Genomic DNA, 14,254 nt, shown 5'->3' with positions numbered 1-14,254 from the left:
ATGAAGCGTCAAAACGTGATGCCGAAATCCAAGCTCCTCGCCAGTGTGGCGACCGGTGAAGTTTCGATCGAGCCCAGGGAGGTTGTTACAGCAGGATTTCCAAGAAGACGGCTGCGGGTGCTTCCACCGGCCGGCGGTCCTATTCCTTATGGTGCGATCCTATCGAGCATTCGGCAGGCTCTGCGGTCATCGGCCCTGCGATCTTACGGTGACACCCTTGTGCGGCAATTGACGGCATGCATCGGGCCTGAGCGCTGGATTTTAACCAATTCAGGCCGATCGGCTTTGAGCCTTGTGCTGATGGCCTTGCGCAGTCGTCGGACTCAGTGCGATGAGGTCATTATCCCCGCCTATACCTCCTATTCAGTACCGGCAGCCGTCGTCAGAGCCGGCCTTCGGGTGAGATTGTGCGACATCGAACCTCGCACATTAGGGATTGATCCGGAGGCATTAACACAAACCATCACGACGCGTACTCTCTGCGTCGTCCCGCATCATCTGTTTGGTCTGCCGTCACGAATTCGGGAAATTTGCGACGTTGCGGCTGCCGGGCGTGTCCCTGTAATTGAGGATGCGGCTCAAGGTTTGGGCATTTCATGTGAAGGTCGAAAGGGGGGAATGTACGGACAGGCGTCAATCTTTAGCGTCAGCAGAGGTAAGAATATCCCGGGCGCAGGTGGAGGGCTTATTGGCGTCCATGAAGAAGGGTTGATGGATGCGTGTCGGGCCGTGCTCCACACTGAAGCGGGAGACGTGGACCAGGCTACTGGCATGAAGGGAGCCGTTGAAGCCTTGTTGATGGCCTGGTTTATACGGCCATCATGGTACTGGTTACCGGCCTCGCTTGCTTTTCTTCAATTGGGTGCATCGCGGTTTGAGCCCGCGTTTTCAGTGTCACCTATGACCCGGTTTCAACAGGCCTTGCTCGCCCAGCTTCTGCCGAATGCCCGGATCTTACAGGAGGGAAGATACCAGAGAGCGGTCCGTCTAAGACAGGCGCTGAAAGGAACAAAGGTGGAAGTGCTCTGGCCTCGTGAAATGGATAAAGGCGCCTATCTGCGGCTGCCTATCCTTGTTCCAACGCTCGATGTGAAGCGACGACTCCTGAGCGAATTGCACCGTCGAGGACTGGGGGCGACGGAAGGCTATCCTCTGCCGCTCTCGAAGGTTTCGATGCTTCGTATGTTTCTCTCGGAAGCGGATCAGGCCTATCCGGTCGCGGATGCGGTCAGCCGACGCTTGATTACACTTCCCACCCATGTCTGGGTGGCCGATCAAGATATTGAGGAAATGACAGACGTGGTGGCTCAATGCACGCTATGACGGATACGCCGAAACCATCCTTTAAAATCAAACCAAAGAGCAAGGCGCTGCTTCCCATGGGAATGGTGCTCTTTCTGCTTTATGCGTGGGTGTGCGTGGGCCGTCCTCAGGAAATTGTCTCCGCTCTGGTTGTCTTGAGGCTTGGTCTCGTCACGGGCGGCTTGGCTCTATTAGCATGGCTTCGGGCCCCGGGTTGGTTGTCAGAAAAAGTTCCAATTGAAGTACCTGTTGTGCGAGATGTGATGATTCTCGTCGGCGTGGCGATGGTAACTGTGCCGATTAGCGTCTGGCCGGCTCATAGTCTGCTCTTCTTGTTCAATGTCTTTCTGAAGACTGTTCTTCTGTTTCTATTAGTCATCTATTGGTGTCGGTCCGTGCAGGATGTCCGCCGGCTGCTGTGGGTGTATTGTATTGCTTCAGTGGCCGTCGTGCTTCCGGGAGTCCTTTCGGGTCACGCGGGACAGGAACGATATTCCGTAGAGTCGCTAAGCTACGATCCGAACGATATTGCGCTGCTGCAGGTGATGGCCCTCCCGTTGATTGTCTATTTGTATTCCACCTCGGGGCGACGTCTCAGAGCTGTGTTGGCCGTCATGGCGTTGCTCTGCCTCTATGGGGTCGTTCTGACCCAATCGCGTGGTGGATTTCTGGCCTTAGTCGTGGCTGGAAGTCTGATACTCTCGCGAAGCAGCATGAGCCGTTCTGCGAAAGTAAGCATTGTGGCGCTGGGAATTGTGGTATTCGGCGTGCTCGCCGGGACGGCCTGGAAAGATCGCATCCGAACGATGTGGGATCCGCAAAGCGAGTACGACCAGACCGCCGGTGGCCGTACCGAAGTCTGGAAAGCGAGTCTGCTGCTGCTTGCCACTCACCCATGGGGAGTGGGCATCGATAACTTTGTCACGGCTGAAGGACTTTCTCACGGTGGCACGGGTAAATGGAGCGCCTCACATAATTCGTTTCTGGAAATTGCGGTCGAACTAGGAATCGTTGGATTGGTGATCTTTATCCGTCTTCTTCGAGGCGTTATGAAGACCCTTCATCAAATCAAAATGAGTATTCGTCCTCGCGCACCGACTGTATTCGCGAAAAAACCGGCTTTGAGGCAGCCCATCAATGGGAATGAGGAGCTTGATGAGCAAGGGCATCTCTTTCAGCTCGCCGAAGCAGTAGAGATCACGCTCTGGGGATTCATTGTGGGCGGATTTTTCCTTTCGCAAGCCTACAGCGCAATGCTTTACATCATGCTGGCGTTAAGCCTCGTGCTGGCTCGGCTGGCACAACTGAGAACCTTTGCCCCCAGCGCGTTCCGGCGGCGCACCCCTAGGACGACCCTCTCGCCGGGGTTACGCATACAATAATGTAAAGGGTGGATCGTTGGCATAGCAGGAGTCGGTTATTGGGCGACGAAGCGAAGGCGTGAGGTCCGTAGGCTAGACCGCCGAACACGGGACCATCATGGAAGGCGCCTGTCCATATTGCTTCAAACATAGGCTGCGCGCCGTGTGCCCTCCATTATGGCACGGTGGGCACCCGTTGAAGTGCCGCGGCTGCGGAGGGGGCGTCTATACAGACGCGCGCGATGAGGAGTTGAGTTATTGGACGGAAGACGACGTCAATGTGACGGTGTACCGCGATCCCGCGGTGAAGCGTGCCTTTACGAAAAAGTTCGAACGGTATCGGTCTGTACTGCCTGCTCCTGGCGGCACATTATTGGAAGTCGGGTGTGGTGCGGGGCTGTTCCTGGCATGGGCTGCGTCGCAAGGATGGAATATGCGGGGGCTCGACATAAGTTCGCACGCGATTGCTTTGTGCCAGGAGGCCTGTCCCAAGGCCGATCTATTTTGTGGGACTATTGATGCAGCTGACTATCCCGCCCAGAGTGTTAATGGAGTGGTGCTGTGGGATGTGATTGAACATGTCCAATCGCCGGAAACGTTGTTGAAAGCCGTCGCGCGGATTCTCACTCCGGGAGGTTTTGTCCTGCTTGAAACGCCCGACGAAGGATGCTTACCGCGGCGGCTCATCCGCGGGGCCTATACGCTCACCCGGGGCCGCATCAATGCTCTGCCATACCTCTATTATCCGGCACACAAATGGTATTACACCCGAAATGCCATGCGATTGGCTCTTGCCCGTACCGGATTTGCACATATCTCTTTCTATCGAGAGCGAACGGTAGGCGAACTGGCGGCTCGTAAACGTCGCCACTATCATGCCACTCCCTCTTTTTCACACAGATTGTCGCATGCTGCTCTAGAAGCGGTGAGTATTGTACCGCTGCTGCGAAATAAGATGGTTGTGGTCGCGTACAAAGCGCCCATGGGTGCGTGATCGTTCAAGGTTATCTCCGTAAGTGGAAGAGGAGCGGACGAAGAACAGAGTTTCCTACACTAACCGCCGAGCAATGCCGATAGGTCTTCAGCCGGAAATCCGTATACAGTGGCGCCTGGACACAGGTGCCTTGTTTCTCCGCCTGTCCATCCATGCAGCCGATTCATGTCATCCATCTCCCATGGATTTTCTGTGTGAAGCTGTTTGAGCCGCTCAAAGTGGGTGGGTGGATGTTGGTGGAAAAATTACTTCGGTGGTGTATTCACCCGCGTCTGCGTGCGCGTTGTTTACGTATTTTGGGCGCTCGCATCGGCGCACGAGTCAGAATCTATGAAATTATGCTGATTAATCCGTTTGCCGGATTTGCAAACTTGAGTGTGGGAGAGGACACGGTGATTGGCACGGGGACGATGATCGATTTGACCGGGCGTGTAGAAATAGGCAGCCATACTGCGGTTGCCCCTGGATGTATGTTCATGACCCACAGCGACCCCGGTTCGCGGATCGGCAACCGGTTGTGCGCGCTTTATCCACGCACGATCTCACCAATTCGGATCGGCGACCATGTATGGATCGGCGCCCAAACGCTGGTGCTGGGGGGAGTCGTGATCGGGAATGAGGTCGTAATCGGTGCCGGGTCGCTAGTGACCAAAGACGTTCCATCGGGTGTGGTGGCCTATGGACGTCCCGCCGTGTTTACCCGCTCCTTAAGCGAGGTTCACTCGGTATGAAGGTTGATCGTGTTTCCAGTCCGACCCGGGACGAGTGGAATAGATTTGTCAGCGCTCAGCCCGGTGCGACGATTTACCAAGCGTATGAGTGGGGAGAAATTAGACGGGCTCATGGTTGGGATCCGCACTATCTTGCACTTGAACGAGGGGGAGAATGGGTTGCGGCCGCACTGATCCTGACGAAGCGACTCCCTGGCCGCCTTGGAACGATACTGTACTCCCCGAGAGGCCCCATCGTCACAGACTGCGAAGGCGTCGTGCAGATGTTGGTCGAGGCGGTAGGCGGTGTGGCGCGAACGTCCCGTGCGCTGTTCTGGCGTGTCGAGCCGCCGGTTCAAGATGGGGAATCCTTTTTCACGAGTCAACTGACCCATGCCGGATTCACCCCCGTGTTGCAGGAGTGGTCTTACTGGAATCGGCCCAAATACGAGATGCAATTAGACATTGCAGGGGGAGAAACGGCCGTCTTTGCCAGGCTGGGCAGTAAAATTCGTACGAAAATCAGGCATGCCGCCAAACGCGGGGTCGTCATCGACGAAGGCTGTGGGGAGCAGGATATTGAAAGTTTTTATCGGCTGTTGAAGAACACGGGAACAAAGAAACGGATTCCCGTACGAGGATTGGATTATTTTCACGCGCTCTATCAAACCCTCATCAAATCCGGCATGGCTCGGCTATTTTTGGCTCGTAAGGATTCCACTCCTGTGGCAGGAGGTCTTAGCGTTCGGTATGGATCTCTGGCGACATTGCTCTATCTAAGCAATGACTATTCGATGCAACGGGCCGGATGGGCGGTCCAATGGGAGATGCTGCGATGGGCGATCGCGCAGGGGTGCAGCACCTATGATTTTGGCGGGACGGGCACGAGTTATCCCCCTCAGGAAACCGATAAGGGCTATGGCGTCTATCAGTTCAAGCATAGCTTTGGTGCTCAAATCGTCAGGTGGTATGGCTATGCCGACTATGTGTTCCGTCCCGTAGCATATCGCGCCTTTCGCATCATCGAGCAGCAGCTTCCTTATGGAGAACGTCTGTTCATCGAATGGCCGAATCAGCTACTTCATCGATGGCGTCCGAAAGTTCCGCATGCCGGTCCTCCGATGGCGCCGACAACGGGTCGACACGGTTTAGAGGAATCATGAAACTGTTATTTGTCACCGGTACACTCCCTTATCCGCCGACGGACGGCTGGAAAATTCGTGTATTTGCCTTATTGCGGGGACTCGCGCAACGTCATTCCGTTTCTGTCGTCTCGTTTGTGCGGCGTATCGATGATGCGCTCGCCGTGGAGCGCCTGCGAGATCAGGGAATCGACGTGCATGTGGTCCGCCGAGATCATCGGTATGCTCCGTCGAAACTCGTTCAAGGCCTTCTCGGACGGACGGCATTTCCCATCTTGAATTACCGCGACGACAGAATGACGCACTTACTGCAACAGGTGTTGCGCTCCGACACGTTCGACATCGTGCAGGTCGAGAGCATCCACATGGCGCAATACTGTCTGGGGCTGCGCCAGACGACCATACTGGACTTGCATAATATCGAGTCGCTGCTGATGAGGCGCTATGCGCGCCAGGAAAGCAATCCGCTGAAGCGCGCGTATGCCGAAGTGACGTGGCGAAAATTGGCGGCTTATGAGCGTGAGACGTGCGGGCGTTTTAGCCACTGTCTGACTTGTTCAGACGAAGAACGTGTGCTGCTTCAGACCCGTTGCGGAGTGGATCACATTACTGTCATTCCCAATGGCGTAGATATCGATGCCCATACACCAGAGGAGACCGATGTGGGTTATGGATCCGGGCATCTAAGCGGCGAGCGCATTGTCTTCGTCGGTCGAATGGATTATCACGCCAATGTCGAAGGCGTGCGATGGTTCAGTCGCGATGTGTGGCCTCGGATTCGAGCGCGTCGGCCGGGCGCGATCTTTCAAATCGTCGGCGGCTATCCTGTGCCAGCTATCTCCCGTTTAGCGCGCGCCGGAGAGATTGAGGTGACTGGATTCGTCAGAAATGTACGACCTTATGTCAAGGATGCTTCAGTCGTAGTCGTTCCGCTGCGTGTGGGTGGGGGGACCCGGCTCAAAATTCTAGAGGCGTTGGCTCTGAGCAAACCGTTGGTCAGCACGACGGTTGGCGCCGAAGGCATCGAGGCGGTGCCTGATCGCGATCTCGTCATCGCCGATCATGCTGAAGCATTTGCAGACGAGGTCGTCTCCTTACTGAGTCACCCGGCAAAGGGTGCGGCGCTTGGGGACGCGGGACGCCGGTTGGTAGAGAGCAAATACAACTGGGAGTACATTGTGAAGAATCTCGAAACTCTCTATGAACAGTGTTTGGACATGGAACAGCCGTCGATAAGGACCGTGCAGTGCGTGGGGTAATCGATGCCGATGTCTGAGGCTTCGACCATGCCGTTTCAAGGGCTGCTCGGCGGGAAACTGGGAAGCTGGCTTCTCGAACGATGTGCGAGTCCGCCGGCTGAAACAGATACGCCCGCACCTGAATCGGCAGGGATACGTGTCGATGATACTCCACGACTCCATTCTCTTTTCGGCACAGGATTCAGCGGATCAGTGAAAGGATGCACCGTTGTCGATTACGGCTGTGGATATGGCCAGACTGTGGTATCACTCGCGAAGTCCGGTGTCGGTACCGCGATTGGGCTGGATATTCGGGAATCGGTCTTGCTGGCCGCCCGTACGCTGGCTCGGCAAGAAGAGGTTGGGGAACGCTGCGTGTTTATCAATGCCACGGATGCGGCTGCCATGGCATCATTGAAGGAACGGATCGACGTAGTTGTCTCCATCGATGGATTTGAGCATTATGCTGACCCTGAAGCGGTGCTCGGTCAAATCCGGTCCCTGCTGCGGCCTGGTGGAACGGCGCACATTTCGTTCGGTCCACCGTGGTGGCATCCCTATGGCTCTCATTTGACGTTCATGGGCGTGCCGCCGTGGAGCCATGTGCTCTTCAAAGAAGAGACAATTCTAGCTCTACGGGCACGATATCGTCCGGATGGGGCGAGACGATTTGAGGACGTGGAAGGGGGCCTCAATCGGATGACTATCGCGCGATTTGAACGACTCGTACGAGCCTCTGGGTTTCAGGTGGACAAGTTACAGTTGATTCCCATTCGAGGCACGAAACTGTTGGGACGCAACCGCTGGGGCCGGGAAATATTTACGTCCATCGTACGCGCATCACTCATCAAGTCAAATCCTACTGTATGAAAGTTCTGGCTTTAACCGCATCCAGTGAACTCACCGGGCCCTGCCGAAGTTTGTTTCAATTGGTGGAGCACACGAAGCCGTGGGGGGTTGAGTTTGTGCTCGGGATGTTTCTTCTTGCCGAATACCGCTCGTCGCTTGCGATTGATGAAGCGAAGCGAAGGGGGCATTGCGTGGAAGTCCTGTCTCAACGAGGGCGGTACGATCCGGCTCTTCTTCGGCGGGTCTCGAGCATCATCAGCCGCCATCGGGTCTCCCTTCTGCAATCCCACGGTTATAAGTCGGCGCTCATCGCATGGTGTCTGCGTCGACTCAAGGGTATTCCATGGGTGGCTTTAGCAGAGGGCTATACGAGTGAGAACCGCCGGATGGCACTCTACAACCGCTTAGACCGATGGCTTCTGCGCCGCGCGGACCGGATTGTCGCGGTGTCGCGTGCTACGGCGGAATTTCTTCAGGCCCATGGCATTCCCGCTGAACGGATGACCGTGATTGCCAATACCGTCGATGCACATGACTATCAGCTCAATGCGGATCGGGACACATTACGGAAGGTCTGGCACATCGATCCGGATGATGTGCTCGTGGGGGTGATCGGACGCTTCAGTCCGGAAAAAGGCCACGCAGTGTTCATCCAATCTTTTAAACGCGTGCTAAAAGAAGTGCCGAACGCACATGCGGTCTTGGTGGGCGAAGGCCCGGAAGAGGCGTCGCTACGGAAGCTAGTGTGTGCCGAAGGCCTGGAAAAGCGCGTCCATTTTGGAGGTTATCATTGCGCCATGTCGCCTGTGTTTACGGCGCTTGACCTTGTGGTTATTCCATCACTGAGTGAAGGCATACCACTCGTGCTTCTGGAGGCTTTGCTCCATCGCAAGCCTGTTGTGGCGACCCGGGCGGGTGGCATTCCTGAAGTGCTTACCGGTGAACTCGCCCGCTGGTTAGTACGGCCTGGAAACGGTGATGCTCTGGCGGCGGCGCAAGTGGAAGCGCTGAGGAATCACGCGCTTCGAATGGAGTTCGGTGAGGTCGGAGCTCGTCATGTCTCTCAAGAGTTCTCTTCACGGCGTCGTGCGGAGCACATGTTAGCGGTCTATCAACAGGTCACGATGCCATCTTCGCCGAGCACAACGTCTGTGCAATCGAAAAACGTATGCTGTGAATAGAGCGCCGCTAGAAGCACATCAGCGGAGATAAACCACGCCAAAGTGAATGGACCTGTGATGCAAGGGAGCCAGTAAAACGACCTTGGCGACATCGTGCGCTACTGCATCAAAACGACCAGCCCAACCCTCCGGTGACATAGTGCGCCTGGTAGAGCACATGTAAGTCAGCGTTGCTGAAATCAAAACTCGCTCGATTGTATTTGTATTCGCTGAACAAGACGAGATGCTGTCCCACTTTGAGCCGTAGGCCGGCGAGCGCGTTCAGCCCAGGACTCGTGTCGGCGGATGATGTTCCCCCTGGGTCAGCCACGCGCCCCCAAAATATACCGAGCCCTGCGCCCGCATACGGTTGAATCCATTCACCAGGATATCGGAGTATCCAATTGAACGCCCAGGTAGCCATCCGAACACGAGAACCGGGAAAGTCTTCGGGCGGCGCTGGGCCACTACTTCCAGTCGCTGTAATGCTTTGCTGCTTAATGTGTGGAGAGGCGTAGAAGACTTCTGTCTCCAGGGCAATCCACTTGGCGCCGCCAGGGGAGAAGCCTAATTTTAGTCCACCAATGCCGGTTCCCTTTAAGGCAAGCTCGCTTAATTTCACCGACGCGTTCTCGCCGAGCCCATGAACATTCGTGAACCGTTGTGCCAAAGAAAAACCGCCAAATGCAGCGACATAACGCTCCGTGGGCGACGAGATTGGTGCCTGATCCACGATCCTACGGTCGGCTGCTCGGTTCCGTACGTCTTGGCGTGGACGTGGATCGATCACGTTGCGGTCTACCTCAGAGGCCGCAATCCTCTGGTGATTAACCTGCTCTTGCCCTAATGACTGGCCTGAAAAGTTTGCTGGATTGACTGGTGACGATGATCCAGGAAGATCCAGGGGCGGCGCAGCAGCAACTGCGGCCTCAAGCGGTTGCTTGGAGTCGACCCTCGGAGTAAGTACGACCGATAGTGTGTTTTTCCCTTCGTGAACTGAATATAGTGCCGGTTGTCGAAGATCGATCACGAGGCGAAGCGCATTGGGATGTTGACCGATGCGAATCTGTTTCACGATCGGGTCGTTAAATTCGAAGGCATGGCCGAGCTTTGTAGAAACATTGGTCAGATCTACAATCACCCGGTCGGTAGTGAGGGGGCGGATGCGGTACGAAAATAGGCCATCCCCTTGAATCAGGACCGTTGCATCCTTTGTTCCCTGTTGGAGCTCAACGTGTGTCAGTGTGCGAGGTGACGATTTAGTTCCCCGATCGTCAATAGAGGCTGTCCAGCCAGTGGACGGAATCAGGGCGGCCAAAAGGACAGCAGACAAGCGTAGGAAACACTTCATGTAGTCACCTGTTTGACATCCATTGCTACTTGACCCGCTGCATGAGATCCTTGAGCTTGCCTAGCAAGCCGGTTGATTTTTCTTTGGACGGCTTCGTCGACGACTGGGACTTCGACGTGGAAGACGTAGGAGTGATGGTGGTAGTCGGCGTCGTGGTGGCCGGTGCGAGGCTCTGCATAGGTGTATCCACGACGTTAGATGCTGTTGAACCGGTATTCGACGGAGCGGTTGAATTTCCGTATACGATCACGGCCTCTGCATTCCGCACCGTAACCGTGGTGCTCGGAGCCGAAAGAGACCCGTCTTCCCTCAGCACGTATCCCGGTGCAGGTAGTGTGACGACCGCCGCGCTTCCGTTGCCGTAATCGGTGCAATCCCACATGTCCTTGGGCCTGACAAGCACCAGCGCATTGGTATACGTGCGTCCAAAGATCTTATATTCGCACTGACGCCGGTCAGAGGATGCGATTCCTGCTGTACCTTGTTGGTGCACATAACTGTCGCCCACAGGTTGCCCAATGTTTACCTGATAGGCAGCCATCCATTCGTTCGCGTCTTCTAAGGGTCTCACGGTGGAATTCGAGCATAACGCCAGATCGAAATACACAATGCCCGTACTTCCGACCGCCTCTTTCAGTAGATAGTAACTGGCTAATCGCCACATTCGATATCGTGCTTCTGCAGAGGCGTAGTTACCGCTCGTATAGCCGGACGGTCCCGTATAGCACCAGGTTCCGTGGAGGTCCACGGTTCCTCCGCTTGATGAGACGTCCTTCACGACATTGATAAAGTCTTGGTATTGATACGCACCAGCCCATGAATCCGGCCGATGCATGAATTCCGTGCTCACGCCTTGCAGGGCTTTAATCTGATCAATGACCATCGGGTCAAGCATATAGGTCGCCGGGTTCAGCATGACGAATTTTCCTGCCTGCTGGAAACGTGTGCGGAGATAGTTGAGCCACGCCACCATGGCTGTATTGTAGTCTTGATCCAGTGCATCTCCTGAGGACCCCGGCCTAAGGTCATTCAACTCACGAATCCTTCCGCCGCTGAGGACCACCGCCTGACTGCCCCAACTCAGCGGCTGCACAAATCCGGGGCCATGTTCATCAAGGAAGACCCCGTTCAGCGTACGGCCCATGCTGTTCAGCAATTGTGTGGCTTTCCAATCCTGGAATGCGGCGCTTTTTAAATTGAAGACGTATCGTCGATCCGCCCAGATGTAAGTTTGGACGCGACAATTGCGATTGACGGGCTGTGTGACCGGGCACCCGGTAATAGTGGCCGTTGAAATGGCGCTTCCATCAAGCCCACGAAATTGCATTTCGGTGTCTTCAGAAAAGTGTAGAAAGTATTCTTCCGGCAAGTTGGCGGAATCGGTGTTGGCAAAGGTGGAGAGATCCAGTTGGTAAATAAAAAGTCGCATGGTTGGATTTGTTGAACGGAGATCGGTGGCATTGCCGGTGACTTCTGCCAGATCGACGTGTTGCCCAAACCACTGATAGGCCGCTGCTCGGATCGACGCGTCCCCCTGGTACGGAAGGGCTCGCCCGAAGTCGGCAATGTTGATATGGCTCCAATGCGAGCTTTGCGATGCGGGGCTGGCGATCGTACTTTGCCCGATGGACTCAGAAACCCCCGATGACATGAACACCACACTGATCAGTAGAGTAAACAGCGTTGCCTTGAATGCCGGCGGTAAGGTCCGATGAATAGCTGGTCTCATTTCCATTGCTCGCTCCTTTTGTGAATCGACACGTCTGAATCGATTCCGGTTGCGCTACGACTATGTAGGATTGAGCAAGAGATGGACCACCACTTATGTAGTACGTGCATGTACCTAACTAGTATAGCGGATAATTTTTTTGCTGAAGGCTTATGGGTGAAAGGCTTGACGGAATACGGCAGGAATTTCAAACACGGGTTTGAACGCCACCTCATGTAGGACCATCACGTACAAATCTGCACATTCATTCACAATCTGGCGCTCGGAATGTTAAAAGAGAAGCCAACGGGCAAAAGAGTTATTCCATCTTTCAGAGCTTAGGGTGGGGATAATCAAGCAGAGCAGGACGTAGACGAGACGTTACCGACGTATTCGACCGCGATGGCCCCTCTGATGGAAAAGTGTTGCAAACTCTGCTTAATCCACTTATTGCGAGCCTTATTGGGATTTTAGTACGGACCTCGTTTAGCCCCTTTCATGTAAAGGCTCCAGGCCCATCTCTTTGCCCAGGCTCGAATGAAGCGTGAGGGAAGATAGGATGCTATTTTCGGTGGAAAGGCATATTCCACCGGCCCCATCGCATAGATTTGAAGTTTCGAAGATGATGGGGCCAAAAGTGCTTTCATCTCTCGCTTTGTGACTGGCCAGGTATGAGGATTTCCTTCCTGCTCCGCGCCATCGGTATAACGGCTGACAAGTTCTAACGAATCAACAAACTTCGACTCGCCATGGAGAAATCCTTCGAGGTATCTGACCAGGTACCAGTAGTAAACTGACGCCCGATTATAGAGCATGATGCCATATTCACCGTTGGGTTTGAGAACACGTACAAGTTCGGCAATAGATCGAGAAAGATCCGGAGAATGATGCAACACTCCCCAAGAATATACATAATCAAAGGATGAATCGGGAAACTGAAGGGAATTGGCATCCATTTCCAGTATATCGCCTGTCAACCCGAGAATCTCAAAACGGCGTTTTGTTTGCGTGATCGACACCGGGTTGAGATCGACCGCGGTCACCTCAGCTCCTTGCCTTGCCCAGTTCATGATCATGGTTCCCATACCACAACCGATCTCCAGCACTTTTTTGTTGCGATAACGCTCATAGGGAAACAGGCCGGCGAAATGGCCTTCCGAAGTGTGAAATCCCTGGGTCCAACTATAAAACGTCTTATCGACCTGCTCAAAAAACTCACGGCTCCCCATCTCTACTGCTATACACTCGCCCGTCTCTGTCTGGTAAACGGGCTCACCATGCAATTGTCCATATGTCATGGGGCGGTTTGCCCACCAGTCCTTAATGTGTCGCTTCTCTTTTACCTCAGTCATACAGCTCTCCCATTCGTGCGGACACGCTATCCCAGAGCGCCATTACGGGAGCGGTCAGTAGAAACAAGAAGAGGACAACAAACTCAAGTAAAAATGTCTTTTCCATGAACCGCTTGAATCTAAACAGTCTCCATTGTTTCCTCGGAAGCTCAAAAAACCGTCTGCGTCCGTTTAAAACATACACACGGCTGCCAGCTTTCCTTCCATTAAATACTCGGCGCTCAATGTCGAACCATCCCATTCCATTGGCATCAGGCCAAAGCAGAACGATTTGTTCAAAGGTGGATACCTGTGAAAGAAGCGAGAGATCGTGCCTAGGCACAAGATCGACAGTTCCCATTTGGCAGCGAATGAGCTCGTTCATATAGGCCAGGGACCGTGGGTTTCCTCTATACTGGTGGTATCCGCCCAGTTTGGTCAGTAGCCTTCTTATAGAAGGGATTGGTATCCACCGTGCCTCCGGGTAGGCTTGGCCTTTATGATAAATCAATAGTGTGGACACCAATGGCCGTTCATGTTCTGTCGGCTTGTCGGCTCGACTGCAAAAGACCGGCAGCTCCTTTACGAAACAGCTCGACATATCGGCGCTCATTTGGACCTCCCCACCTTTGGCGGACGACTCTTTCATAAATGCTGAAGTAAATAAGTCATCATAAACGAAAACCTACGTCGGGTTTTACCTTACCTGCGAGCCATTGTCTGCGAGGGGAACGTTCAAGCTTAATTGATCCGCGCGGGCCCGAAATACCTCAGCAAAAGCAGGCGCGCTCGTAAAGATTTCCCAGATGATCCATGTTTCCAGAGAGATGAGGTTGACGCCTTGAACCTAATACGCCTGGAAGGATGCAGCACATGTTGCGGGTACGCAGGCATACTATTTGGCCTACACCGTCGATATACGTGCATCTTATAGTCTCTTTCGAAAGAAAATCGTAAATAAGATGTGTATTTCCACTAGTTCTGTCGATTGTCGATGAAACACGATAAGCAAGAAGCGAATTCCGCCATGTATAACCGGGCGCATTCCTCGTAGTCACGATTGTGCTATCTCATACGTTATTCCGGAAACCTTCGTACGCGCCGTTAT

Annotated in this window: 12 protein-coding genes; 8 read left to right on the top strand and 4 right to left on the bottom strand. The window is 54.2% G+C overall.

Going from position 1 to position 14,254, the window contains the following annotated elements; translation table 11 throughout:
- The 8 genes from ACWHYZ_RS15685 to ACWHYZ_RS15650 all read left to right on the top strand — a co-directional run bounded on the left by ACWHYZ_RS15685 (window position 1) and on the right by ACWHYZ_RS15650 (window position 8,777).
- Window positions 1-1,323, top strand: coding sequence for a DegT/DnrJ/EryC1/StrS family aminotransferase (locus ACWHYZ_RS15685; protein ID WP_447983616.1), 1,323 nt, complete (start codon window positions 1-3; stop codon window positions 1,321-1,323).
- Complete coding sequence (locus ACWHYZ_RS15680; RefSeq protein WP_447983615.1) at window positions 1,311-2,684, top strand: O-antigen ligase family protein; 1,374 nt, start codon at window positions 1,311-1,313, stop codon at window positions 2,682-2,684. Before ACWHYZ_RS15685 ends, ACWHYZ_RS15680 begins: the two co-directional genes overlap by 13 nt.
- A gap of 142 nt (window positions 2,685-2,826) precedes the next feature.
- Window positions 2,827-3,657, top strand: a complete 831-nt coding sequence (locus ACWHYZ_RS15675; RefSeq protein ID WP_447983614.1) for a class I SAM-dependent methyltransferase — start codon at window positions 2,827-2,829, stop codon at window positions 3,655-3,657.
- A gap of 194 nt (window positions 3,658-3,851) precedes the next feature.
- On the top strand, window positions 3,852-4,388 hold the full coding sequence (locus ACWHYZ_RS15670) for an acyltransferase (RefSeq protein ID WP_447983613.1): 537 nt from the start codon (window positions 3,852-3,854) through the stop codon (window positions 4,386-4,388).
- Window positions 4,385-5,530, top strand: coding sequence for a lipid II:glycine glycyltransferase FemX (locus ACWHYZ_RS15665; RefSeq protein ID WP_447983612.1), 1,146 nt, complete (start codon window positions 4,385-4,387; stop codon window positions 5,528-5,530). Before ACWHYZ_RS15670 ends, ACWHYZ_RS15665 begins: the two co-directional genes overlap by 4 nt.
- Entirely contained in the window at window positions 5,527-6,768 is a 1,242-nt protein-coding gene (locus ACWHYZ_RS15660; RefSeq protein WP_447983611.1) for a TIGR03087 family PEP-CTERM/XrtA system glycosyltransferase, read from the top strand. Before ACWHYZ_RS15665 ends, ACWHYZ_RS15660 begins: the two co-directional genes overlap by 4 nt.
- A 3-nt stretch (window positions 6,769-6,771) precedes the next feature.
- A complete protein-coding gene (locus ACWHYZ_RS15655) occupies window positions 6,772-7,617 on the top strand; it encodes a class I SAM-dependent methyltransferase (protein WP_447983610.1) in 846 nt (281 codons plus the stop codon).
- Window positions 7,614-8,777 (top strand): glycosyltransferase family 4 protein, encoded by a 1,164-nt coding sequence (locus ACWHYZ_RS15650; protein ID WP_447983609.1) that lies wholly within the window; start codon window positions 7,614-7,616, stop codon window positions 8,775-8,777. Before ACWHYZ_RS15655 ends, ACWHYZ_RS15650 begins: the two co-directional genes overlap by 4 nt.
- A gap of 106 nt (window positions 8,778-8,883) precedes the next feature.
- Here the strand turns inward: ACWHYZ_RS15650 and ACWHYZ_RS15645 are convergent, their stop codons facing one another.
- From ACWHYZ_RS15645 to ACWHYZ_RS15630, 4 genes are all read right to left on the bottom strand, one after another.
- Window positions 8,884-10,107 (bottom strand): AMIN domain-containing protein, encoded by a 1,224-nt coding sequence (locus tag ACWHYZ_RS15645; protein WP_447983608.1) that lies wholly within the window; start codon window positions 10,105-10,107, stop codon window positions 8,884-8,886.
- Between the two features lie 25 nt (window positions 10,108-10,132).
- On the bottom strand, window positions 10,133-11,842 hold the full coding sequence (locus ACWHYZ_RS15640; protein ID WP_447983607.1) for a hypothetical protein: 1,710 nt from the start codon (window positions 11,840-11,842) through the stop codon (window positions 10,133-10,135).
- A gap of 443 nt (window positions 11,843-12,285) precedes the next feature.
- Window positions 12,286-13,167, bottom strand: coding sequence for a class I SAM-dependent methyltransferase (locus ACWHYZ_RS15635; protein ID WP_447983606.1), 882 nt, complete (start codon window positions 13,165-13,167; stop codon window positions 12,286-12,288).
- Window positions 13,160-13,759, bottom strand: coding sequence for a hypothetical protein (locus tag ACWHYZ_RS15630; RefSeq protein WP_447983605.1), 600 nt, complete (start codon window positions 13,757-13,759; stop codon window positions 13,160-13,162). The genes ACWHYZ_RS15635 and ACWHYZ_RS15630 overlap by 8 nt, the downstream gene beginning before the upstream one ends.
- Window positions 13,760-14,254 lie beyond the last annotated feature (495 nt).

Source organism: Nitrospira sp. Nam74, from assembly GCF_965152615.1.
The sequence above is the reverse complement of the archived record's forward strand: the minus strand, read 5'-3'. Positions and strand labels throughout refer to the sequence as shown.

Coding starts and splice junctions, on each gene's coding strand:
- ACWHYZ_RS15685 (WP_447983616.1), top strand. CDS start 1: ATGAAGCGTCAAAACGTGATGCCGAAATCCAAGCTCCTCGCCAGTGTG.
- ACWHYZ_RS15680 (WP_447983615.1), top strand. CDS start 1,311: ATGCACGCTATGACGGATACGCCGAAACCATCCTTTAAAATCAAACCA.
- ACWHYZ_RS15665 (WP_447983612.1), top strand. CDS start 4,385: ATGAAGGTTGATCGTGTTTCCAGTCCGACCCGGGACGAGTGGAATAGA.
- ACWHYZ_RS15660 (WP_447983611.1), top strand. CDS start 5,527: ATGAAACTGTTATTTGTCACCGGTACACTCCCTTATCCGCCGACGGAC.
- ACWHYZ_RS15655 (WP_447983610.1), top strand. CDS start 6,772: ATGCCGATGTCTGAGGCTTCGACCATGCCGTTTCAAGGGCTGCTCGGC.
- ACWHYZ_RS15650 (WP_447983609.1), top strand. CDS start 7,614: ATGAAAGTTCTGGCTTTAACCGCATCCAGTGAACTCACCGGGCCCTGC.
- ACWHYZ_RS15645 (WP_447983608.1), bottom strand. CDS start 10,107: ATGAAGTGTTTCCTACGCTTGTCTGCTGTCCTTTTGGCCGCCCTGATT.
- ACWHYZ_RS15640 (WP_447983607.1), bottom strand. CDS start 11,842: ATGGAAATGAGACCAGCTATTCATCGGACCTTACCGCCGGCATTCAAG.
- ACWHYZ_RS15635 (WP_447983606.1), bottom strand. CDS start 13,167: ATGACTGAGGTAAAAGAGAAGCGACACATTAAGGACTGGTGGGCAAAC.
- ACWHYZ_RS15630 (WP_447983605.1), bottom strand. CDS start 13,759: ATGAGCGCCGATATGTCGAGCTGTTTCGTAAAGGAGCTGCCGGTCTTT.